22 protein-coding genes are annotated in these 23,352 nt (G+C 60.9%); 10 read left to right on the top strand and 12 right to left on the bottom strand.

The window, feature by feature from the left end; translation table 11 throughout:
- The first annotated feature begins 24 nt into the window (after positions 1-24).
- The 5 genes from miaB (at position 25) to lnt (ending at position 5,440) form a co-directional block, all read left to right on the top strand.
- Entirely contained in the window at positions 25-1,353 is a 1,329-nt protein-coding gene (gene miaB / locus ACXX83_RS21230) for a tRNA (N6-isopentenyl adenosine(37)-C2)-methylthiotransferase MiaB (RefSeq protein ID WP_458549506.1), read from the top strand.
- Positions 1,354-1,568: 215 nt separating this feature from the next.
- Positions 1,569-2,576 (top strand): PhoH family protein, encoded by a 1,008-nt coding sequence (locus tag ACXX83_RS21235; protein WP_015096962.1) that lies wholly within the window; start codon positions 1,569-1,571, stop codon positions 2,574-2,576.
- A complete protein-coding gene (ybeY, locus tag ACXX83_RS21240) occupies positions 2,569-3,063 on the top strand; it encodes an rRNA maturation RNase YbeY (protein ID WP_217838475.1) in 495 nt (164 codons plus the stop codon). The genes ACXX83_RS21235 and ybeY overlap by 8 nt, the downstream gene beginning before the upstream one ends.
- A gap of 5 nt (positions 3,064-3,068) precedes the next feature.
- On the top strand, positions 3,069-3,908 hold the full coding sequence (locus ACXX83_RS21245) for a CorC family transporter (RefSeq protein WP_015096964.1): 840 nt from the start codon (positions 3,069-3,071) through the stop codon (positions 3,906-3,908).
- An 8-nt stretch (positions 3,909-3,916) separates the two neighbouring features.
- Entirely contained in the window at positions 3,917-5,440 is a 1,524-nt protein-coding gene (gene lnt, locus ACXX83_RS21250; RefSeq protein WP_458549507.1) for an apolipoprotein N-acyltransferase, read from the top strand.
- Between the two features lie 117 nt (positions 5,441-5,557).
- Here lnt and ACXX83_RS21255 read toward each other — a convergent pair whose 3' ends face one another.
- Both ACXX83_RS21255 and ACXX83_RS21260 read right to left on the bottom strand, forming a co-directional pair.
- A complete protein-coding gene (locus ACXX83_RS21255) occupies positions 5,558-6,337 on the bottom strand; it encodes a YdcF family protein (protein ID WP_458549508.1) in 780 nt (259 codons plus the stop codon).
- Positions 6,338-6,441: 104 nt separating this feature from the next.
- A complete protein-coding gene (locus ACXX83_RS21260) occupies positions 6,442-6,762 on the bottom strand; it encodes a hypothetical protein (RefSeq protein ID WP_007975866.1) in 321 nt (106 codons plus the stop codon).
- 281 nt (positions 6,763-7,043) lie between these two features.
- Here ACXX83_RS21260 and leuS point away from each other — a divergent pair, with 281 nt between their 5' ends.
- From leuS to ACXX83_RS21285, 5 genes are all read left to right on the top strand, one after another.
- Positions 7,044-9,650, top strand: a complete 2,607-nt coding sequence (leuS, locus tag ACXX83_RS21265) for a leucine--tRNA ligase (RefSeq protein ID WP_458549509.1) — start codon at positions 7,044-7,046, stop codon at positions 9,648-9,650.
- A gap of 87 nt (positions 9,651-9,737) precedes the next feature.
- On the top strand, positions 9,738-10,343 hold the full coding sequence (locus ACXX83_RS21270) for an LPS-assembly lipoprotein LptE (RefSeq protein WP_458549510.1): 606 nt from the start codon (positions 9,738-9,740) through the stop codon (positions 10,341-10,343).
- 39 nt (positions 10,344-10,382) lie between these two features.
- Positions 10,383-11,420, top strand: a complete 1,038-nt coding sequence (holA, locus tag ACXX83_RS21275; protein WP_217836457.1) for a DNA polymerase III subunit delta — start codon at positions 10,383-10,385, stop codon at positions 11,418-11,420.
- A gap of 208 nt (positions 11,421-11,628) precedes the next feature.
- The gene (gene arfA / locus ACXX83_RS21280; RefSeq protein ID WP_015096971.1) at positions 11,629-11,793 is read left to right on the top strand and encodes an alternative ribosome rescue factor ArfA; all 165 of its coding nucleotides are present in this window, start codon (positions 11,629-11,631) and stop codon (positions 11,791-11,793) included.
- 61 nt (positions 11,794-11,854) lie between these two features.
- Positions 11,855-13,177, top strand: a complete 1,323-nt coding sequence (locus ACXX83_RS21285; RefSeq protein ID WP_458549511.1) for a lytic murein transglycosylase — start codon at positions 11,855-11,857, stop codon at positions 13,175-13,177.
- Between the two features lie 122 nt (positions 13,178-13,299).
- On the opposite strand, the gene ACXX83_RS21290 is transcribed toward ACXX83_RS21285, so the two are convergent.
- From ACXX83_RS21290 to rlmH, 10 genes are all read right to left on the bottom strand, one after another.
- Positions 13,300-14,250, bottom strand: a complete 951-nt coding sequence (locus tag ACXX83_RS21290) for a S66 peptidase family protein (protein WP_458373863.1) — start codon at positions 14,248-14,250, stop codon at positions 13,300-13,302.
- A 175-nt stretch (positions 14,251-14,425) separates the two neighbouring features.
- On the bottom strand, positions 14,426-15,424 hold the full coding sequence (gene lipA, locus ACXX83_RS21295; protein WP_162130289.1) for a lipoyl synthase: 999 nt from the start codon (positions 15,422-15,424) through the stop codon (positions 14,426-14,428).
- Positions 15,425-15,449: 25 nt separating this feature from the next.
- Entirely contained in the window at positions 15,450-16,097 is a 648-nt protein-coding gene (gene lipB / locus ACXX83_RS21300) for a lipoyl(octanoyl) transferase LipB (protein WP_007975880.1), read from the bottom strand.
- The gene (locus ACXX83_RS21305; protein ID WP_007975882.1) at positions 16,097-16,372 is read right to left on the bottom strand and encodes a DUF493 domain-containing protein; all 276 of its coding nucleotides are present in this window, start codon (positions 16,370-16,372) and stop codon (positions 16,097-16,099) included. Before ACXX83_RS21305 ends, lipB begins: the two co-directional genes overlap by 1 nt.
- Positions 16,373-16,455: 83 nt before the next feature.
- Positions 16,456-17,613: a D-alanyl-D-alanine carboxypeptidase family protein gene (locus ACXX83_RS21310; RefSeq protein ID WP_046815843.1), complete on the bottom strand. Its 1,158-nt coding sequence runs from the start codon at positions 17,611-17,613 to the stop codon at positions 16,456-16,458.
- Positions 17,614-17,798: 185 nt separating this feature from the next.
- Positions 17,799-18,809 carry a septal ring lytic transglycosylase RlpA family protein gene (locus ACXX83_RS21315; RefSeq protein ID WP_015096975.1) on the bottom strand — a complete coding sequence of 337 codons (1,011 nt, stop codon included), beginning with the start codon at positions 18,807-18,809 and terminating at the stop codon, positions 17,799-17,801.
- Positions 18,809-19,819 carry a lytic murein transglycosylase B gene (gene mltB, locus ACXX83_RS21320; RefSeq protein WP_095965719.1) on the bottom strand — a complete coding sequence of 337 codons (1,011 nt, stop codon included), beginning with the start codon at positions 19,817-19,819 and terminating at the stop codon, positions 18,809-18,811. The genes ACXX83_RS21315 and mltB overlap by 1 nt, the downstream gene beginning before the upstream one ends.
- 17 nt (positions 19,820-19,836) lie before the next feature.
- On the bottom strand, positions 19,837-20,940 hold the full coding sequence (gene rodA / locus ACXX83_RS21325) for a rod shape-determining protein RodA (RefSeq protein ID WP_049810841.1): 1,104 nt from the start codon (positions 20,938-20,940) through the stop codon (positions 19,837-19,839).
- A gap of 31 nt (positions 20,941-20,971) precedes the next feature.
- On the bottom strand, positions 20,972-22,867 hold the full coding sequence (gene mrdA, locus ACXX83_RS21330) for a penicillin-binding protein 2 (RefSeq protein ID WP_015096978.1): 1,896 nt from the start codon (positions 22,865-22,867) through the stop codon (positions 20,972-20,974).
- 12 nt (positions 22,868-22,879) lie between these two features.
- Positions 22,880-23,347, bottom strand: coding sequence for a 23S rRNA (pseudouridine(1915)-N(3))-methyltransferase RlmH (gene rlmH / locus ACXX83_RS21335; protein WP_007937439.1), 468 nt, complete (start codon positions 23,345-23,347; stop codon positions 22,880-22,882).
- Positions 23,348-23,352 lie beyond the last annotated feature (5 nt).

Raw genomic sequence — 23,352 nt, forward strand, 5'->3', positions numbered from 1 at the left:
TTGAATCACGTGATGACTCTTTCCATGGCCAAGAAGCTTTACATCGAAACCCACGGTTGCCAGATGAACGAGTACGACAGCTCGCGCATGGTCGATCTGCTGGGCGAACACCAGGCCCTGGAAGTCACCGCGCGCGCTGAAGACGCCGACGTCATCCTGCTCAACACCTGCTCGATCCGCGAACGTGCGCAGGACCGCGTCTACTCCCAACTCGGGCGCTGGCGCGAACTGAAGCTGGCCAACCCGGACATGGTGATCGCCGTCGGCGGTTGCGTGGCCAGCCAGGAAGGTGCGGCCATCCGCGATCGCGCGCCGTACGTCGACGTGGTGTTCGGCCCGCAAACCCTGCACCGCCTGCCGGAAATGATCGACGCCGCGCGCATCAGCAAGCTGCCGCAAGTCGACGTCTCGTTCCCGGAAATCGAAAAGTTCGACCATTTGCCCGAGCCGCGCATCGACGGCCCGAGCGCTTACGTATCGGTGATGGAAGGCTGCAGCAAGTACTGCACGTTCTGCGTGGTGCCCTACACCCGCGGCGAAGAAGTCAGCCGGCCGTTCGACGACGTGATTGCCGAGATCATTCACCTGGCCGAAAACGGCGTGCGCGAAGTGACACTGCTGGGGCAAAACGTCAACGGTTATCGCGGCCTCACCCATGACGGCCGCCTGGCAGATCTGGCCGAGCTGATCCGTGTGGTTGCCGCCGTCGATGGCATCGACCGCATCCGCTACACCACGTCGCATCCGCTGGAGTTCTCCGACAGCCTGATCCAGGCCCACGCCGATGTACCGGAACTGGTCAAGCACCTGCACTTGCCAGTGCAGTCGGGCTCGGACCGCATCCTCGCCGCGATGAAACGCAACCACACTGCGCTGGAATACAAATCCAAACTGCGCAAGCTGCGCGCCGCCGTGCCGGGCATCTGCATCAGCTCGGACTTCATCGTCGGCTTCCCGGGTGAGACCGAGAAAGACTTCGAACAGACCATGAAGCTGATTGCCGACGTCGGTTTCGACTTTTCCTACTCGTTCGTCTATAGCCAACGCCCGGGCACACCGGCCGCCGACCTTGCCGATGAAACGCCGGAAGAGCTGAAAAAAGAACGTCTGAACGCCCTGCAACATCGCCTGAACCAGCAAGGTTTCGAGATCAGCCGACAAATGGTCGGTTCGATCCAGCGGATCCTGGTGACCGATTACTCGAAAAAAGACCCGGGCGAACTGCAAGGCCGGACCGAGAATAACCGTATCGTCAACTTCCGCTGCGACAATCCGACCCTGATCGGCCAGTTCGCGGACGTGCACATCGATGCCGCGCAGCCGCACTCGCTGCGGGGTTCGCTGATTCAATAACACCGAATATCCCTGTGGGAGCGGGCTTGCTCGCGAAGGCGGTCTGTCAGCGCCATTAATGTCGATTGACACTCCATCTTCGCGAGCAAGCCCGCTCCCACAGGTACAGCGCCAGAGGCGGGAATCGGGTTGCCTCATTTAAGAGCTTTCGCACCCGCGCCACTGGCGTTATCCTTGATTTCATCTCAATTGCCCCAGGGCGGCTAAATACGACCTTGAACGCACCCATAGAACCACATCGTTTCATCCTCGAGCCTTTTGAAGCTCGCCGCTTCGCCAATCTGTGCGGGCAATTCGACGAGCATTTGCGCTTGATCGAACAACGCCTGACCATCGAGATCCGCAATCGCGGCAACCAGTTCGAGCTGATCGGCGAGCCCAAACACACCACCTCCGCGGAAAACCTCCTGCGCCGCCTGTACCGGGAAACCAAGGGTACCGAGCTGTCGCCGGACATGGTGCACCTGTTCCTGCAGGAATCTGCCGTGGAACAGCTGGACAACCACTCCCCCGCAGAACCGTCCGTGGCGCTGCGCACCAAAAAAGGCATGATTCGCCCCCGCGGCTTGAATCAGTTGCGCTACGTGAAGGAAATCCTCGGTAACGACATTAACTTCGGCATTGGCCCGGCCGGTACCGGCAAGACCTATCTGGCCGTCGCCTGCGCGGTGGATGCACTGGAGCGCGAGCAGATTCGCCGCATCCTGCTGGTGCGCCCAGCGGTCGAAGCGGGTGAAAAACTCGGTTTCCTGCCCGGCGATCTGTCGCAGAAAATCGACCCGTACCTGCGCCCGCTCTATGACGCACTCTACGAAATGCTCGGCTTCGAATACGTTGCCAAGCTGATCGAGCGCCAGGTGATCGAAGTCGCGCCACTGGCTTACATGCGCGGTCGCACGCTGAACAACAGCTTCATCATTCTTGACGAAAGCCAGAACACCACGGTCGAGCAAATGAAGATGTTCCTGACCCGGATCGGCTTTGGCTCCACGGCCGTCATCACCGGGGACATCACCCAGGTCGACCTGCCACGCGGCACCAAGTCCGGCCTGCACCATGTGATTGAAGTGCTCAAGGAAGTGCCGGGGATCAGCTTCACCCATTTCCAACCCAAGGACGTCGTGCGCCATCCGCTGGTACAGCGCATCGTTGAAGCCTACGAGCGCTTCGAAACCCGTGCGGCCGATGATGCAGCCGCCAAGGATAGCCGCCGCGATGCTTGAGCTTGACCTGCAAATCGCTACCCAAGCCCCTGCCCCCAGCGAAACCGAGTTCCGCCAGTGGTGCGAACTGGCTTTGCGCCAGCGCAGCGCCGACTCGGAAATGACCATTCGCCTGGTCGACGAAGCCGAAGGACGCGAGCTGAACCACACCTGGCGGCAAAAGGATTACGCAACTAACGTCTTGTCATTTCCGGCCGATGTGCCGGATGAGTTCCTCGACATCCCGCTGCTGGGCGATCTGGTGATCTGTGTCGCCGTGGTCGAGCGTGAAGCCGCCGAACAAGGCAAGCAACTCAAGGCCCATTGGGCACATCTGGTGATTCACGGCTGCTTGCATCTGCTTGGTTACGACCATATTGATGACGACGAAGCCGAGGAGATGGAAGCACTGGAACGAACGTTGCTTGCAGAACTGGGCTTTCCCGATCCGTACGCGGACGACGAAACCGATTTATCCCCCACAGAAACAACAAAGGATTCAGAGTAATCGCTATGAGCGAAGATCGATCGAGCAACGGGCAGAAGTCATGGCTGGGGAAGCTCACCCAGGCTTTTGCCCACGAGCCGAAAAACCGCCAGGAGCTTTTGGAGCTGCTGCGCGATGCACACCAGAACAAACTGTTGGACAGCGAAGCGCTGGCCATCGTCGAAGGCGCCATCCAGGTGGCTGACTTGCAGGTGCGGGACATCATGGTCCCGCGCTCGCAAATGGTCAGCATCAAGGCGAACCAGACACCCCGCGAGTTCCTGCCTGCCGTGGTCGACTCGGCTCACTCGCGCTACCCGGTCATCGGCGAAAGTCACGATGACGTGATGGGCGTGCTGCTGGCCAAGGACTTGCTGCCGTTGATCCTCAAGGAGAACGGCGACAGCTTCAACATCAAGGATCTGCTGCGTCCAGCCACCTTCGTGCCGGAATCCAAGCGCCTTAACGTGCTGCTGCGCGAATTTCGCGCCAACCACAACCACATGGCCATCGTTATCGACGAGTACGGTGGCGTGGCAGGCCTGGTCACCATCGAAGACGTGCTGGAACAAATCGTCGGCGACATCGAAGACGAACACGATGTCGAAGAAGACAGCTACATCAAGCCGCTGCCGAGCGGTGATTTCCTGATCAAGGCCCTGACGCCGATCGAGAACTTCAACGAGTTTTTCGACAGCGAGTTCTCCGACGATGAATTCGACACCGTTGGCGGTCTGGTGATGAGTGCGTTCGGGCATCTGCCAAAACGTAACGAAATCACTGAAATCGGCACATACCGCTTCCGCATCCTGAACGCCGACAGCCGTCGGATTCACTTGCTTCGCCTGACGCCCATTGCTCGCTAAGGATTGAAATGCGCTGGACAACCCGCCCCGGCTGGCCCGGTAACCTGCTGGCCGTGGCGGCCGGTGCAATCACCACCCTGGCCCTGGCGCCGTTCGATATCTGGCCACTGGCACTGCTCGCCGTCGGCCTGTTCTATGCCGGCCTGCGCGAACTGAGCCCACGTCAAGCCTTGGGTCGCGGCTGGTGTTTCGGTTTCGGCCTGTTCGGTGCCGGCACCAGCTGGATCTACTACAGCATTCACCACTTCGGCGGCGCTTCGGTATTGCTGGCCGGTTTCCTGATGCTGCTTTTCACGGCGGCGATTGCCTGGTTCTTTGCCCTGCCCGCCTGGATTTGGGCGCGCTGGCTGCGCCGCAATGAGGCGCCGCTGGCCGACGCCCTGGCTTTCGCTGCGCTGTGGGTCGCCCAGGAAGCCTTCCGCGGCTGGTTCCTGACCGGTTTCCCGTGGCTGTATTCCGGTTACAGCCAGCTCGATGGCCCGCTGGCCGGGCTCGCCCCTCTCGGCGGGATGTGGCTGATTTCCTTTACCCTGGCCCTGACAGCGGCGTTGATCTACAACGGCTTGCGCCTGGTTCGCACGGGACGCAAAGGCTTCATCGCTGCCGGTGTATTGCTGCTGGTCGGCCCATGGCTGGTCGGCATGGCGCTCAAACACCACGCCTGGACCAGCCCTTCGGGCCCGCCACTGAGCGTCGCCGCCATTCAGGGCAACATCGAACAAAGCATGAAGTGGGATCCGGCGCAGCTCAACGCGCAGTTGGCGCTGTACCGCGACATGAGCTTCAGCTCCAAACGCGTCGATTTGCTCATCTGGCCGGAAACGGCGATCCCGGTACTCAAGGAGTCCGCCGAAGGCTACCTGAACATGATGGGCGACTTCGCGGCCGAACGTAAATCGGCGTTGATTACCGGCGTCCCGGTCCGCATGGAGGTACGCCACGAGAAGCGTTTCTTCAATGGCATCACCGTGACCGGTGAAGGCGACGGCACTTACCTCAAGCAAAAACTGGTGCCCTTTGGTGAATATGTTCCCTTGCAGGACATCCTGCGCGGGCTGATCGCCTTCTTCGACCTGCCAATGTCGGACTTCGCTCGCGGCCCGTCTGACCAGTCGCTGCTGCAAGCCAAGGGTTATCAGATCGCGCCGTTCATCTGCTATGAAGTGGTCTACCCGGAATTCGCCGCCAGCCTTGCCGCCCGCAGCGACCTGTTGCTGACCATCAGCAACGACACCTGGTTCGGCACCTCCATTGGCCCGCTGCAACACCTGCAGATGGCACAGATGCGCGCGCTGGAAGCCGGCCGCTGGATGATCCGTGCCACCAACAATGGCGTGTCCGGCCTGATCAACCCGTTCGGTCAGATTACCGACCAGATCCCGCAGTTCGAACGCGGCATCCTGTATGGCGAAGTGGTGCCGATGCACAACCTGACGCCATACCTGGAATGGCGTTCATGGCCATTGCTCATAGTCTGCGTGTTGTTGTTTGGCTGGGCGCTGATTGCCAGCCGGATGGCCAAGACCGTTTAAAAGCTTCGCGAGCAAGCCCGCTCCCACACTGGATCTAAGTCGGTCACAGTATTTGTGTACGACGCCGATCAAATGTGGGAGCGGGCTTGCTCGCGAAGGCGGCCTCACTGCACCGCATCAATCAGTGCCGACATCACCTCGATAGAACAACGAATAACCGACCTGCCCCACCGCCTCGTTGATCAATTGCCCGTTCTGCCAGATCGCCTTGAACTCCGGCATCCAGCCGCCCAGCGGCCGCGCGTTATCGCCACCCAGGAACCCTACCGGCGCCGGCACCACCTCAAAACCAGCCTTGCGAAAACTCCAGGCCGCCCGTGGCATATGCCAGGCCTGAGTCACGAGCACGACTCGCTTGATGCCCTGGGGAAGCAACACCTCGGCGCTGAACTGCGCATTTTCCCAGGTCGTGCGGCTGCGCCCTTCCTGCCAGCGCACGCTCAAGCCGAAATCGTCACGCAAGGCGTCAGCCATCATCTGCGCCTCGCTGGGCGGCGTGCCGTAATGCAGGCCGCCGCTGGTCAGTACCGGCAATCCGGAAGCCTTGGCCAGCCGCGCGGCAAAGCGCTGGCGCTCCAGACCGACGCCCGTGGGCTGGTCGGCACCCCAGGCCACGTCACCGCGCTCACGCCCCGAGCCAAGGACCACGATCGCGTCCGCACGCTGCCCCAGGACTGCCCATTCATCGCGGGCCAGCGGTGGCTCCCGCTCGAGCAGGCCGGCACCCCACTGCACAACCACCGGCAGGCTCATCAGCCAGAAACCACCCAGGCCCAGAGCAAAGCACGCACCGGCAAGCCGCGGCCTTGAGCGGCGCAACCACCAGGCGAGCAAAAGCAGCAGCAATAGAATGCCGGGCGGCAATAGAAGTTGTTTTACGAAATATCGGAACGGCATCGAGCATCTCCTGGAGATGCCCGAAGCCTAAGTGGGTTGGCGCAATGCGACAATCAATATGGAAGGACTATGCTTCAAAAATTCAAGGAGCATGGCACCGTGTCCTATTTGAACTGCAAAGACCGGACCTTTACCGCGTCTCTGCCGGGAACCTTGTCCTTGAGCCAGATGATTTTGGCTGAACGTGGTGCGTCGAGCTGCTTTACCGCTTCTGACAAGCATCCGTGCGTCTCACGTTCACTGCGATCCAGATACGCCTTGACCAGTGCAAACTCTGCGGCGCTCAGGCCGCGCAGTTCCAGCTCCAGAGGGCGTTCGTCGCGCAACCGGCCAGCGGTCCTTGCCGCTTCCAGGGCCAAGGCCAAACGATCGATCAGCCTTTCGTATAGCTCCGGTTTTGTAGCTTTTTGCTGTGACTCAACCATCCCTCACCTCATTGGAAGATATGACCTACTCCCCAGTTAGAGCTTAGCTTCCATGAACAAACCGGCTGAACGCCGCGACCAACGGCCCTCGCAGCGGTTTTCGCAGGATGTATGGCAGCAATCAGGGTTTCCCTCGGTAGAGCGCGGTCATGTATGCTACGGCGCTTCCTGTAACTCCACTTCCAGCTCGGCTGGGCAGCGAAAACGCCAATGTGGCGGCTTCAACGTCCAGCGTTGCATTGAAGAGGATTAGGCCACCCCTATTCAGTTCAAAAGTAGCCATGCACGAACAATATCAGCCCCGTGAAATCGAAGCCGCCGCCCAGTCGTTCTGGGACGAGCAAAAGTCCTTTGAAGTCAGTGAACAGCCAGGCAAGGAGACCTACTACTGCCTGTCGATGTTCCCTTACCCCAGCGGCAAGCTACACATGGGGCACGTGCGCAACTACACCATCGGCGACGTGATCTCCCGCTACCAGCGCATGCAGGGCAAGAACGTTCTGCAACCGATGGGTTGGGACGCCTTCGGCATGCCGGCGGAAAACGCCGCGATGAAGAACAACGTAGCGCCCGCCAAGTGGACCTACGAAAACATCGCCTACATGAAAAGCCAGCTGCGCAGCCTGGGCCTGGCGGTGGACTGGTCGCGCGAAGTGACCACCTGCAAGCCCGATTACTACCGCTGGGAACAATGGCTGTTCACCCGCCTGTTCGAAAAAGGCGTGATCTACAAGAAAAGCGGCACCGTGAACTGGGACCCGGTCGACCAGACCGTCCTGGCCAACGAACAGGTGATCGACGGTCGCGGCTGGCGTTCCGGCGCGCTGATCGAGAAGCGCGAAATCCCGATGTACTACTTCAAGATCACTGCCTACGCGGATGAACTGCTGGAAAGCCTCGACGAACTGACTGGCTGGCCTGAACAGGTCAAGACCATGCAGCGCAACTGGATCGGCAAGTCCCGCGGCATGGAAGTGCAGTTCCCGTACAACGTCGACTCCATCGGCGAAACCGGTGCACTGAAAGTCTTCACCACCCGTCCGGACACTTTAATGGGAGCGACTTACGTCGCCGTGGCCGCCGAACACCACCTGGCCACCCTCGCGGCACAGAACAATCCCGAGCTGCAAGCGTTCATCGCTGAATGCAAAGGCGGCAGCGTGGCTGAAGCCGACGTCGCCACCCAGGAGAAAAAAGGCCTGCCGACCGGCCTGTTCGTCGAGCATCCGCTGACCGGCGAAAAGCTGCCGGTATGGGTCGCCAACTATGTGCTGATGCATTACGGTGATGGCGCGGTAATGGCGGTTCCGGCCCACGACGAGCGCGATTTCGAATTCGCCCACAAATACAACCTGCCGGTCAAATCGGTCGTGCGCACCAGTTCCGGTGACACCAACCCCGCGCCATGGCAAGACGCCTACGGCGAGCACGGCACGCTGATCAATTCCGGCGAGTTCGACGGCCTCGACTTCGCGGGCGCCTTCGACGCCATCGAAGTCGCGCTGATCAAGAAAGAACTGGGCGCCTCGCGCACCCAGTTCCGCCTGCGCGACTGGGGCATCAGCCGTCAGCGCTACTGGGGCTGCCCGATCCCGATCATCCACTGCACCACCTGCGGTGACGTGCCGGTACCTGAAGATCAACTGCCGGTCGTGCTGCCCGAAGACGTGGTGCCGGATGGCGCCGGTTCGCCACTGGCGCGCATGCCCGAGTTCTACGAGTGCAGCTGCCCTAAATGCGGCGCGCCTGCCAAGCGTGAAACCGACACCATGGACACCTTCGTCGAGTCCTCGTGGTACTACGCCCGCTACGCCTCGCCGCACTTCGAAGGCGGCCTGGTGGAAAAATCGGCGGCCGACCACTGGCTACCGGTTGACCAGTACATCGGCGGTATCGAACACGCGATTCTCCACCTGCTGTACGCGCGCTTCTTCCACAAGCTGATGCGCGACGAAGGCCTGGTGAGCTCCAACGAGCCGTTCAAGAACCTGCTGACCCAGGGCATGGTGATCGCCGAGACTTACTATCGCCGTGAAGCCAATGGTGCCTACACCTGGTTCAACCCGGCGGACGTCGAGCTCGAGCGTGACAGCAAGGCCAAGGTTATCAGCGCCAAATTAAAAGCTGACGGCCTGCCAGTGGAAATCGGCGGCACCGAGAAGATGGCCAAGTCGAAGAACAACGGCGTCGACCCACAGTCGATGATTGACCAGTTCGGTGCAGACACCTGCCGCCTGTTCATGATGTTCGCCTCGCCACCTGACATGAGCGCGGAATGGTCCGACTCCGGCGTAGAGGGCTCGCACCGATTCCTCAAGCGCGTCTGGCGTCTGGCTCAAGCACACGTCACTCAGGGCCTGCCGGGCAAACTGGACGTCGCCAGCCTGAATGAAGAGCAGAAAGCCGTTCGTCGCTCGATCCACCTGGCCATCAAGCAGGCCAGCCAGGACGTCGGCCAGAACCACAAATTCAACACCGCCATCGCCCAGGTGATGACGCTGATGAACGTACTGGAGAAAGCCGCACAAGGCACCGAACAGGATCGCGCGCTGGTTCAGGAAGGCCTGGAAACCGTGACCCTGCTGCTCGCCCCGATCACGCCGCACATCAGCCACGAGTTGTGGCATCGACTGGGCCACGCTGATCCTGTGATCGACGCCGGTTGGCCGGTGGTGGATGACAGCGCCTTGGTACAGGACAGTCTGCAACTGGTAATTCAGGTCAACGGCAAGCTGCGTGGTCACATCGAAATGCCGGCCAGCGCCAGCCGTGAAGAAGTCGAAGCCGCCGCCCGTGCCAACGAGAACGTACTGCGTTTCGTCGACGGTCTGACCATTCGTAAAGTGATCGTAGTGCCCGGGAAACTGGTCAATATCGTCGCCAGCTAATTGGATCAGGCGCCAGGTGAGCCTGGCGCCGAGTAAAACCTTTCGGGCCGCTTGATCGGCCCACATGGTTTCAAGGGGAGCAACAAGATGATCAAACGCAATCTGCTGGTGATGGGCCTCGCGGTTCTGCTGAGCGCCTGCGGTTTCCAGCTGCGCGGCACCGGCACCAACCAACTGGCGATCAAGGAACTCGACCTGAGCGCCCGTAACGCTTATGGCGAAACCGTGACCCAGTTGCGTCGAGTACTGGAAGGTAGCGGCGTCAAAGTCTATACCGGCGCACCGTACAAACTGGTGCTGACCAATGAGCAGGAAAGCCAGCGCATCCTCAGCTACGCAGGCGCCAGCAGTACGGGCGAGTACCAGCTCACCACCGTGCTGAGCTACGACATCCGTGGTCGCGGTGATCTGCCATTGTTGAGCGACAAGCTTGAAGTGCAGAAAGTCTTTATGCACGACGGCAGCAACCTGGTGGGGTCCGACCAGGAAGCCCAAACAGCCCGTGCAGAAGGCCGTCGAGAGATGGTTCAACGCATGATGCTGCGCCTGGAGCAACTGACCCCGGGCCAACTGGATCAGTTGCAGCAGACTGCCGAAGCCAAGGCCAAGGCTGACGCCGCGGCACTGGAAGCGGCACAAAAGGCTGAAGCGGACACCCCGCGCCAGTCGCCTGTCGAACTGCCGCAGCAGTAAGACTTACGGGGCGCTCTGGCGCCCCGTTCGCCCTCTCCTATGAAGCTCGCCCCCGCCCAACTCGCCAAACACCTGCAAGGCACCCTTGCGCCCGTCTACATCATCAGCGGCGATGACCCGCTGCTGTGCCAGGAAGCGGCCGACGCCATCCGCACTGCTGCCCGTCAGCAGGGATTCGATGAGCGCCAGGTGTTTGCCGCCGACGCCAATTTCGACTGGGGGACCTTGCTGCAAGCCGGTGCCAGCATGTCGTTATTCGCCGAAAAGCGCCTGCTGGAACTGCGCCTGCCTTCCGGCAAACCCGGCGACAAAGGTGCCGCCGCGCTTATCGAGTATTGCTCGCGCCCGGCGGACGACACCGTGCTGCTGATCAGCTTGCCGAAACTCGATGGCAGCGCACAGAAAACCAAGTGGGGCAAAGCGCTGGTCGAAGGACAGCAGACCCAGTTCGTGCAGATCTGGCCAGTCGATGTCGCCCAGTTGCCCAGCTGGATCCGCCAACGCCTGTCCCAGGCCGGGCTATCCGCCAGCCAGGACGCGGTTGAGCTGATTGCAGCACGGGTCGAGGGCAACCTGCTGGCCGCTGCGCAGGAAATCGAAAAGCTCAAACTGATGGCCGAAGGGGGTCAGATCACCGTTGAAACGGTGCAGGCGGCGGTGGCCGACAGTGCGCGCTTCGACGTCTTTGGCCTGACCGATGCGGTGCTCAATGGTGAAGCGGCCCATGCGTTGCGCATGCTCGAAGGCTTGCGCGGCGAAGGCGTCGAGCCGCCGGTGATTCTCTGGGCCCTGGCCCGGGAGCTTCGCCTGCTGGCCAATATTTCCCTGCAATACAGCCAGGGGACGCCGCTGGACAAGGCCTTCAGCCAGGCCAAACCGCCAGTCTGGGACAAACGTAAACCGCTGATGAGCAAAGCCCTGCAACGCTACTCGGCACAACGCTGGGCGCAACTGCTGCTGGAAGCGCAACGCATCGACGCGCAGATCAAGGGCCAGGCGGCGGGTTCGCCGTGGATGAGCTTGAGCCGGTTGACGTTGTTGATGGCCGGTCAGCGTCTAACCCTGCCTGCCGAGTAACACCGCCCTTTGTAGGAGCGAGCTTGCTCGCGATGGTCGTTAACGATAACGCAGACTGTCTGATTTGGCGTTGCGCCCTTAGACGCTTCGCGATCAAGCTCGCTCCTACAGGGTGCGGCGTATTTTCTGACGACTCGCCCTATAGACAGAACCCCGACTTCGGCCGATGATTTGCCCCGCAAAATCCACTCACTTGCGAGAAATCATCATGAGCAAAAAGCCATCAACGCATGGCCCCAACAAGGCCAAATCCATCATCGCCCAGCCATTGTTCCGCAGCCGCCAGGAACGTCCCGCCAAGGGCAAAGGCAGTTATCGCCGCGAAGCCTTCCAGTCTGACAACTGGGAGGCTTCTTACTTTCTGGCTGCGTAAAGCAGAACACCCCTTCAACATGTTAAGGTCTGTACCTGATTCGTACTCCCTGGACCCGTGCATGCCCTTTTGTCTTCCCCGTCGTTGGCACCTACGCCAACTGATCGCTGCCTCCAGCCTTGTTTTGCTTGTCGCCTGTGCGGAAAAACCGACCGCAGCCGACGCTCAGCCGCTTCAGACGCTTCCTGTCGCCACCGCCCCGGCGGTTGTTCCGCCTGTGGTTCCGACGGGTGAGAACCTCGACATCCAGCCAACCCAGACCTTCGCCGAATGGCAGGCGGGTTTCCGCAAGGATGCCCTGGCCGCGGGTATCCGCGCCGATCTGTTTGATCGCGCTTTCGCCAATGTCAGCTTCGACCCCAGTGTGATTCGTGCCGACCGCAGCCAACCGGAATTCGCAAAGCCGGTGTGGGAATACCTCGATGGCGCCCTGTCGCCGCTGCGGGTACGTAAAGGCCAGTCGCTGGTCAACCAGTACGCGGACATCCTGCAAAGCATCGAGCAGCGTTATGGCGTTGATCGTCAGGCGCTGGTGGCTGTGTGGGGCATGGAAAGCAACTTTGGCCAGTTCCAGGGCAGCAAGTCGGTGATCAACTCACTGGCGACCCTGGCCTATGAGGGCCGTCGCCCAGGTTTCGCCCACGCGCAATTGATCGCCGCCCTGCAAATCCTGCAACAAGGCGATATCGAGCCCGAGAAGATGCTGGGATCCTGGGCCGGCGCCATGGGCCAGACCCAGTTCATCCCGACCACCTACAACACCCATGCCGTGGACTTCGATGGTGACGGGCGGCGCGATATCTGGAGCAGTTCGGCCGACGCCCTGGCTTCTACCGCGCACTACCTGCAGAGCTCTGGCTGGCAGAGAGGCCAGCCATGGGGCTTTGAAGTCCAGCTGCCGAGCGGGTTCAACTACCTGCTGGCCGACGGCACGATTCGCAAGAGCGTCGCCGAATGGCGGCAACTTGGCATTACCCTGCCCAACGGTAGCCAGGTCCCGGCCGGCTCCGAGCAATTGTCCGCAGCCCTGCTGCTGCCGGCTGGTTACCGTGGCCCGGCGTTCCTGGTGCTCGATAACTTCCGGGCGATCCTCAAGTACAACAACTCGTCATCCTACGCCCTGGGGGTGAGCCTGTTGTCCGAACGCTTCAATGGTGCGGGCTTGATCAGTGGCACATGGCCGAAGGATGACCTGCCGCTGAGCCGTACCGAGCGGATCGAGCTGCAAAACCTGTTGAGCGCGCAAAACTACGACGCTGGCACCGCCGACGGGATCATTGGCGCCAACACCCGCAAGGCGATTCGCAGCGCCCAGCAGTCGTTTGGCTGGCCAGCGGATGGCTATCCGACGCACAAGTTGCTGGAAGGGTTGCGTAACCGATAGTTTGTCGTATGGCTGGAGCCGCTTTCGCGAGCAAGCCCGCTCCCACATTGATTTTGTGGCGCTCACAGATCAAATGTGGGAGCGGGCTTGCTCGCGAAGACTGAGTACCAGGCAACGAACATCTAACGTTTGGTCACCACATCCTGCTCCAGCATCAACTCCTTGTTCCCGGCATCCAAGCGCACCAACGCCCCCATGGGCAGCGTCAGATTCGGGTCGCAATGTCCGCTTCGCCACCCGGACAACACCGGAATCTTCAATGGCGCGAAGGTCTGCTTGAGCAACCTGTCCAGCGCGGCCACCTCCACTCCCGCCACATCTCCGACCAACACACCGCGCAGTTTGTGCAACGTACCCGCCAGGCGCAGTTGGGTCAGCAACCGGTCGATGCGATACAGCGGCTCGTTGATGTCCTCGATCAACAGAATGACGCCCTCGGCATCAATCTCGTAGGGCGTGCCCATGGTCGCGGCGATCATGGCCAGATTGCCTCCGAGCAAGCGCCCATGAGCCACGCCCGGTTCGATCGTGGTCAGCGGGTAGGCCACCGGATGCGCCAGCACCGAGCCCGCCCTCACCTGCCCGCGCAGCATGTTGAAAAAGGAAGACTCCGTTGGTATTTGCTTGCCACCCAGCAGGTCGGCATTGAGCAATGGACCATGAAATGTCACGAAACCGGCATAACGACTGATCGCCAAATGCACGGCAGTGATGTCGCTGTAACCGATGAATGGCTTGGCATTGTCGCGCAGCAATTGGAAATCGATGCGATCAAGCAGCCGGGGCGTGCCGTAACCTCCGCGCAGGCAGATGATGGCATCGACTTCACGATCCGCGAACGCAGCGTGCAGGTCATTGAGTCGCACGTCGTCGCTGCCGGCCAGGTAGCCGTCTTTCTCGTAGACCCCGGGAAACACTTTCAGTGAGTAGCCTCGGGCACACATCCATTGCACCGCCTTGTCGGTGTCCAGCGTCGCGGGACCGGCGGGTGCGATAACGCCGATCATGCCTTCCGACGGCAGTGCCGGGACGGGAGCATGAGGGCAAAGGGTGTGGATCGGTCGAGCGGTCATTCGTGAATCTCCCTGCGTGAACACGTCAGCACACAGTAGTCAGGAACGGGGACAAACTGAAGAGGGTCAATCGCCCCGCAGGTTGCAGGAATAAGCGACCAGCGCCGTAGTCCAGGCAAAAAAACGCCCGCAAGGCTGAATACCGTTGCGGGCGTTTTTCATTTGCGTGCGCAGATCAGGACGACATCAGCTCGGCCTTGACCAGCTTGGCCTGCTCGTCGGCGTGATACGAGGAGCGTACCAACGGACCCGAGGCAACGTTCTTGAAGCCCATCTTGTAACCTTCCTCGGCGAACCAGGCGAAGGTGTCCGGGTGCACGAAGCGTTGCACCGGTAAGTGGCTGCGGGACGGTTGCAGGTACTGGCCCAGGGTCAGCATGTCGATGTCGTGCTCGCGCATGCGCTTCATGACTTCGATGACTTCTTCGTCGGTCTCGCCCAGGCCCAGCATCAGCCCGGACTTGGTCGGAATGTGCGGCATCATCTGCTTGAAGCGTTGCAGCAGGGTCAACGACCACTGGTAGTCCGAACCCGGACGCGCAGCCTTGTACAGGCGCGGCACGGTTTCCAGGTTGTGGTTGAACACATCCGGCGGCTCGGCGGCAGTGATTTCCAGGGCGATGTCCATGCGGCCACGGTAGTCCGGAACCAGGGTTTCGAGCTGCACGTTCGGCGACAGCTTGCGGATTTCCCGGATGCAGTCGGCAAAGTGCTGGGCGCCACCGTCGCGCAGGTCGTCGCGGTCCACCGAGGTGATCACCACGTACTTCAGGCGCAGGTCGGCAATGGCGATGGCCAGGCTTTCCGGTTCGTTGACGTCCAGTGGCTTCGGACGGCCGTGGCCGACGTCGCAGAACGGGCAACGACGGGTGCAGATGTCACCCATGATCATGAAGGTCGCTGTGCCGCCCGAGAAGCACTCGCCCAGGTTCGGGCAGGAAGCCTCTTCGCACACGCTGTGCAGCTTGTGCTTGCGCAGCAGGGCCTTGATGCGGTCGACTTCCGGCGAAACCGGGATGCGCACACGAATCCAGTCCGGCTTCTTCGGCAGTTCGGTGGTCGGAATGATCTTCACCGGGATGCGTGCAACCTTTTCGGCGCCGCGCAGCTTGACGCCGGCTTCAACCTTGGGACGCGGGGCCGGGCGCTCGGTGACATCGAGCGTCGGGATCATGGTTTGCACTGCATCAGTAGTCATATCAGTCGATTCCGCCCGTGAGGGTCGTCTGCTCAGCATAGTCGAGGTGTTTGACGAGCTGCGCGCGCAGCCGGGCACTTACCTCGGCAAATTCAATCGATCCTGCGTGATCGCTCAGCTGGGTCATCGCCAGCCCGGCGTAGCCGCAGGGATTAATCCGTCGAAACGGTTCCAGATTCATGTCCACGTTCAAGGCCAGGCCATGAAAGGAACAGCCATGGCGGATCCGCAGACCCAGGGAGGCGATTTTCGCCCCGTCGACATAGACACCTGGTGCATCGGGCTTGGCCGCGGCGGTGACACCATAACTGGCCAGTAGCTCGATCAGGCATTGCTCCATCCGGCTGACCAGATCGCGCACGCCAAACCCGAGCCTGCGTACGTCCAGCAGCAGATAAGCCACCAACTGGCCAGGGCCGTGGTAGGTCACCTGCCCCCCACGGTCGACCTGCACCACCGGAATGTCACCGGGAAGCAGCAGGTGTTCGGCCTTGCCGGCCTGGCCCTGGGTGAACACCGCCGGGTGCTCCACCAGCCAGACCTCGTCGGCAACATCGGTGCCGCGTTCGTTGGTAAAGCGTTGCATGGCATGCCAGACCGGCTCGTAAGCCATCTGGCCGAGCTCGCGAAAGCCCAGCGTGCCGGACATCACAACACCATGTGCACGAAACCGGTGGCCCGCAGTTCGCTGTTGATGTTGTACAGCTGATCCTGGTCGGTCGCGACGATGTGCAACTGAATGGTGGTGTATTTGCCGTTGCTGCTCTGGCGCTCGTCAATACGCTCGTCGTTGATCTTGGCGTGCTTGCTGACGATGTCGATGATTCTGTCCTTGTTGCCCACGCCGGTGTCGCTGATCACCTTGACTGGATAATCAGTGGCAGGGAATTCGATCTTTGGCGCCTTTACTTCGGTATCGGTCATGGCGTAACGGCCTCGTAAGCGTAAGCCGTGGCGACGGCAAAGCCCCGCGCCGGATCAGCACGGGGTTTTGCAGGAGCACACTATCAGTTGAACAAGCCGTAGAAGAATAGACGGATGCTATCCCACATGCGACGGAAGATACCACCCTCTTCGACGCCATCCAGAGCGATCAGGTCGGCGCTGTGCACCACCTTGTCTTCCAGTTTGACTTCGACTTTACCGATCACGTCGCCCTTGGCGATTGGCGCAATCAGTTGCGGGTTCATGGTCATGCTGGCGGCGAGTTTTTTCAGCTGGCCTTTTGGCAGGGTCATGGTCAGGTCTTCAGCCAGACCGGCCTTGACCTGGTTGGTTGCGCCTTTCCAGACAGGTGCCTGGGCCAGCTCGGTACCCTTCTGGTAGAAAGTCTGGGTTTCGAAGAAACGGAAACCGTAGGTCAGCAGCTTCTGGGTTTCGGCGGCACGGGCCACTTCGCTGTTGGTGCCGAACACCACGGCGATCAGGCGCATGCCGTCACGTACGGCCGAAGACACCATGCAGTAGCCGGCTTCGTCGGTGTGACCGGTCTTCAGGCCGTCGACAGTCTTGTCGCGCCACAGCAGCAGGTTACGGTTGGGTTGCTTGATGCCGTTCCAGAAGAACTCTTTCTGCGAGTAGATCGCGTAGTGAGCCGGGTCTTCGTGAATGATCGCGCGGGCCAGAACAGCCATGTCGTGAGCCGACGAATAGTGCTCAGGATTCGGCAGACCGGTCGGGTTCATGAAGTGGCTGTTGGTCATGCCCAGGTCAGCCACGGTCTTGTTCATCATGTCGGCGAAGGCGTCTTCGCTGCCGGCGATGTGCTCGGAGAGCGCGACGCTGGCGTCGTTGCCCGACTGGATGATGATGCCGTGCAGCAGGTCGCTGACAGTCACCTGCGAGCCGACCTTGATGAACATCCGCGAACCACCAGTGCGCCAGGCGTTCTCGCTGACGGTCACCGGATCGTTTTCGCCGATCTGGCCACGACGGATTTCCAGGGTCGCAATGTACGCGGTCATCAGCTTGGTCAGGCTGGCTGGCGGCAGACGCTGGTCACCATTGTTTTCGACCAGCACGTTGCCGCTGCTGGCGTCCATGAGCACGTAGGCCTTGGCGGCCAGTTGCGGTGGCGACGGCATCATCTCGACCGCGAACGCGGCAGGTGAGAGAAGCAGCGGGACTAGAAGGCACAGGCGTTTGGCAAAGGTGGTGATGTTCATCCGTCTCTCGAAATCGCTAATGGAAACTGCCCGAAGGCAAAACTAATCAGATGACTTTCTAACGAGTCATCGCGTGTTCAGTTGCTCACTCTGTAACCCTTGCCGGGCTTTTGTTCTTCAACGAGCCAACAACCTGATTCACCCCCCAATCGCTGGTGAATCGTCAATCAAGTTCTACGTGTTGCTTACTCCGTGACCACGCTTGGCGAACCAAGGTTGGCCAGGCGCACGCTGTTCTGTACCTGGGCAATTTCACCCGGCGAACCGATCGGTCCCATGCGCACCCGATGCAGGGTCTGCTGATTGCGCACGATCGAGCTGATGAACACCGGAGCGCTCACCATCCCGCTGAGCTTCGACCTCAGCAGTTCTGCAGCGTCCGGGTTGGCGAACGCGCCCACCTGCAGATACTGGCCAGAGGCTGGTGCAGAAGCGTTTTTTTTTGCATCGGCAAGTTGAACAGGGACGACGGCGGCGGCGTGTTGCTGCGGCGGAGGTGTCCATTGCTCGACGGTGCCGGCCGAAGCCGTAATGACCGGGGCGCTATTCTGCGCGACTTTCGGTTCGTTGAGCATTAATGGTGCCGGACGGCCCTTGGCAGCCCACCATTGCTGTGGATCGATGCCTTCGACCTTGACCCGCGCCGTGCCGGTTTCAGCGTAGCCGAGCTTCTTGGCGGCTGCGTACGACAAGTCGATGATCCGGTCGGAGTAGAACGGCCCACGGTCGTTGACCCGCAGGATCACGGTCTTGTTGTTGTCCAGATTGGTCACCCGAACGTAACTTGGCAGCGGCAAAGTCTTGTGAGCGGCACTCATGCCGTACAGGTCATAGACTTCGCCATTGGCGGTGTTCTGGCCATGGAATTTGGTGCCGTACCAGGACGCCGTACCCGACTGCACGTAGGTCTTGGACTCTTGCAGCGGAAAGTAGGTTTTGCCCAGTACCGAGTACGGGGCGGCCTTGTACGGGCCGGTGTGCAGGGTCGGCGTGGCGTCCGGGATACGCGACACATCGACGTCCCACCACGGCGCGCCATCCTTGTGGGCACGGTTGATGTCCAGTCCCGGCGTCGCGCGTACGGCGGTGGTGGACTTCGGGGCCGGCGCGCGGCTGGTCGAACAACTGGCGACCAGCACTGCCAACGCGGCGCATGCCATCAGCTTCAGGGGTTTATTGATAGGCAATGCCCGCATTACTTGACGCCCCGTGCTTGGACCAGCTGTTCAGACAGTTGATGTACGGCCATGGCGTACATCACGCTGCGGTTATAACGCGTGATCGCGTAAAAATTCTTCAGGCCCATCCAGTACTCGGGGCCATTGTCGCCTTCCAGGCGGAAAGCAGTAACCGGCATATCATCGCGCAGCGCATCATGACTTGACCACCCCAGGGCTCGCAACTCCCCGACGGTTTTCGTCGGTTCGATTCCTGCGGTCAAACCTTCGTCAACCTGATCGCCACGGACATCGGCGCGGCTGACCACCGGTTCGCCGGCGACCCAGCCATGACGCTTGAAGTAACTGGCGACACTGCCAATGGCATCGTCCGGGTTGGTCCAGATATTGATATGGCCATCACCGTCGAAATCCACCGCATAGGCGCGGAAACTGCTCGGCATGAATTGCGGCAACCCCATTGCGCCAGCGTAGGAGCCTTTGAGCGTCAACGGATCGACCTGCTCTTCGCGGGCCAGCAGAAGGAACTCACGCAATTCCTTGCGGAAAAACTCGGCACGGGGAGGATAGTCGAAACCCAGTGTCGACAAGGCATCGATCACCCGGAAATTTCCGGTATTACGGCCGAAAAAGGTTTCAACACCGATGATCGAGACAATTACCTGGGCCGGCACGCCGTACTCCTGCTCGGCACGCGCCAGCACCGCTTCGTGCTGACGCCAGAAGTCCACCCCGCGGGCTATGCGCGCATCGGTGATGAACATCGGGCGATACTCGCTCCACTGCTTGACCCGTTCGGCAGGTTTCGAGATGGCGTCCAGAATCGACTGCTTGCGCTCGGCTTCGCGGAACACGCCCATCAATTGTTCACCGGCGAAACCGTAGTCACGGGTCATTTCACCGACGAATTCGGCCACCTGGGGTGAACCTTCGTAGTCGCCGGCCAACGCTTCCTGCCCGCTGCCAAGGATGCTTACCAGGCTGACCCATGGCGCATATCGAGTCGCCCAGCCACGCATTACTTGCATTGAAAATTTCACCTTATTCAAACCTGCGCGATCCACTTGCGATGGGTATGGATCGACATCAAAACCCCAAACGCTGACAGCAGCGTCACCAGCGAAGTTCCTCCGTAGCTAATGAACGGCAACGGCACCCCCACCACTGGCAACAGGCCACTGACCATACCGATGTTGACGAAAACATAAACAAAAAACGTCATGGTCAGGCTGCCCGCAAGCAACTTGCCGAACAATGTCTGCGCCTGGGCGGTAATCACCAGACCGCGGCCAATCAACAGCAGGTAGATCAGCAGCAACGCACAGATCCCCACCAGGCCGAACTCTTCACCCAGTACGGCAATGATGAAATCGGTATGGCTTTCCGGCAGGAAGTCCAGGTGCGACTGGGTGCCCAGCAACCACCCTTTGCCGAACACACCACCGGAGCCGATGGCTGCCTTGGACTGGATGATGTTCCAGCCCGTACCGAGCGGATCGCTCTCCGGGTCGAGGAATGTCAGGATTCGCTGCTTCTGGTAGTCGTGCATGATGAAGAACCACATGGCAATCGCCACAGGAACGGCGGCAGCCAGCACGGTGAGGATCCAGCGCCAGCGCAAGCCACCCATGAACAGCACGAAAGCGCCGCCGGCCAGGATCAGCAGCGAGGTGCCAAGGTCCGGTTGCCGCACGATCAGAATGAACGGCACGCCGATCAGCATCAGACTGACGCCCACGTGCTTGAGCTGGGGCGGCAAGGTGCGCTTGGACAAATACCAGGCAATAGTCGCCGGCATCAGGATCTTCATGAACTCCGAGGGCTGGAAGCGGATCACCCCGGGAATGTTGATCCAGCGGGTAGCGCCCATGGCGTTGTGCCCCATGATGTCCACCACCAGCAACAGCATCACCCCGACCACGTAGCCCAGCGGCACCCAGCGCGCCATGAAGCGCGGCTCGAACTGGGCGATGACGATCATCGACACCAGGCCGATGCCGAACGAAGTGGCCTGCTTGCCCAGCAGATCCCAGCTCTTGCCGCTGGCCGAATACAGCACGAACAGGCTGCCGGCGGCGAGGGTCAGCAGCAGGATCAGCAGCGGGCCGTCGATGTGCAGGCGTTGCAGCAGCGTCGCACGGCGACGCATCACATCCTCACTGGAGAGCATGCGATCGAAGTTATTCATCACGGGCGGTGGCCTCTGCACTGATAGGGCTGGCGTATTCGGGCTTCAACCGACCGTCCTGGTCCAGGAGCCAGGCATCCATGACTTGACGCACCACTGGCGCAGCGACACCGGAACCGGACTCGCCGTTCTCGACCATCACCGACACCACGATTTTCGGATCGTCGGCCGGCGCGAAGCCGACGAACAAGGCGTGGTCGCGATGGCGCTCCTGAACCTTGGAACGGTCATACTTCTCACCCTGTTTGATCGCGACCACCTGGGCCGTACCCGACTTGCCGGCGATTCGGTATTGCGCGCCGATCGAGGCTTTGCGCGCCGTACCACGGGCACCATGCATAACCTGCTGCATGCCGTGGTTGACCTTGGTCCAGTCCGACGGGTCGCGCAGGATGATGTCCGGCATCGGATTCTCATCCACCGGTTTCACACCCTCGATGGTCTTGGCCAGGTGCGGACGATTCCAGATGCCTTTGTTGGCCACCAGTGCGGTGGCCTGGGCCAACTGCAACGGAGTCGACTGCATATAGCCCTGGCCGATCCCCAGAATCAGCGTCTCGCCCGGGAACCATGCCTGGCGACGGGTCGCACGTTTCCATTCGCGGGACGGCATCAACCCCGGCGACTCTTCGAACATGTCCAGGGAGACTTTCTGGCCAATGCCGAACTTGGTCATGTACGCCGACAACCGGTCGATCCCCAGCTTGTGCGCCAGATCATAGAAGTAGGTGTCGTTGGAACGCATGATCGCTGTGTCGAGGTCGACAAAGCCGTCGCCGGTACGGTTCCAGTTACGGTATTTGTGATCGTAGTTGGGCAGCATGTAGTAACCAGGGTCGAACACTCGGCTCGACGCTGTCACCACGCCAGCATCCAGACCGGCAATCGCCACCGCGGGCTTGATGGTGGAACCCGGCGGGTACAGGCCACGCAGCACGCGGTTGAACAGCGGCCGATCGATGGAATCGCGCAGCTCGGAATAGGCCTTGAAACTGATGCCGGTGACGAACAGGTTCGGGTCGAAACTCGGTTGGCTGACCATCGCCAGCACTTCGCCGGTTTTCGGGTCCAACGCGACCACCGCGCCACGGCGACCACCCAGCGCAGCCTCGGCGGCCTCCTGCAATTTGATGTCCAGGCTCAGGACGATGTCTTTGCCGGGAATCGGATCGGTACGCTTGAGCACGCGCAGCACGCGGCCCCGGGCGTTGGTCTCGACTTCCTCGTAACCCACCTGGCCGTGCAGCTCGGGCTCGTAGAAGCGCTCAATGCCGGTTTTGCCGATGTGGTGGGTGCCGCTGTAGTTGACCGGGTCCAGCGACTTGAGTTCTTTCTCGTTGATCCGCCCCATGTAACCCACCGAGTGCGCAAAGTGCGCGCCCTGCGGGTAGTGACGAACCAGTTGCGCGACTACTTCCACACCAGGCAGGCGGAACTGGTTCACGGCAATCCGGGCGATCTGCTCTTCGGTCAGCTCGAACAGGATCGGCACTGGCTCGAACGGTCGGCGCCCCTGACGCATGCGCTTCTCGAAGATCACCCGATCCTCGGGCGTCAGCTCCAGCACTTCGACGATCACGTCGAGCACTTGCCGCCAGTCGCCGGACCGCTCGCGGGTCATGCTCAGGCTGAAGCTGGGCCGGTTATCGGCGATCACCACGCCATTGCGGTCGAAGATCAAGCCGCGGGTCGGCGGAATCGGCTGCACATGGACGCGGTTGTTTTCCGACAGGGTCGAGTGGTACTCGTACTGGATCACCTGCAGAAAATACAGGCGCGCAATCAACACGCCAATCAGCGCCACCACTGCAATGGCCCCGAACACGACGCGGCCACGCACCAGACGGGCGTCTTTTTCGTGGTCCTTGATGCGGATCGGCTGGGTCATGAGAGGGCAGAACTACTTGTGGTAAGGGTGACCGGACAGCACGGTCCAGGCACGGTACAACTGTTCGCCGATCAGAATCCGCACCAGCGGGTGCGGCAAGGTCAGCGGCGACAACGACCAGCGCTGGTCAGCCCGGGCACAGACTTCCGGCGCCAGCCCTTCGGGGCCGCCGACCATGAAGTTGACGGTGCGCGAGTCCAGCCGCCAGCGATCGAGCTCGACCGCCAGTTGCTCGGTGCTCCAGGGCTTGCCATGGACTTCGAGGGTGACAACGCGCTCGTTCGGCCCGACCTTGGCCAGCATGGCTTCGCCTTCCTGACGGATGAAGCGGGCCACGTCGGCATTCTTGCCACGGGTATTGAGCGGTATTTCCACCAGTTCCAGCGCCAGTTCGGACGGAAGACGCTTGGCATATTCATGCCAGCCTTCTTCCACCCACTTGGGCATGCGTGAACCGACGGCGATCAGTCGCAGTCGCACAGCGG

It is taken from the genome of Pseudomonas sp. GNP012 (assembly GCF_054343835.1).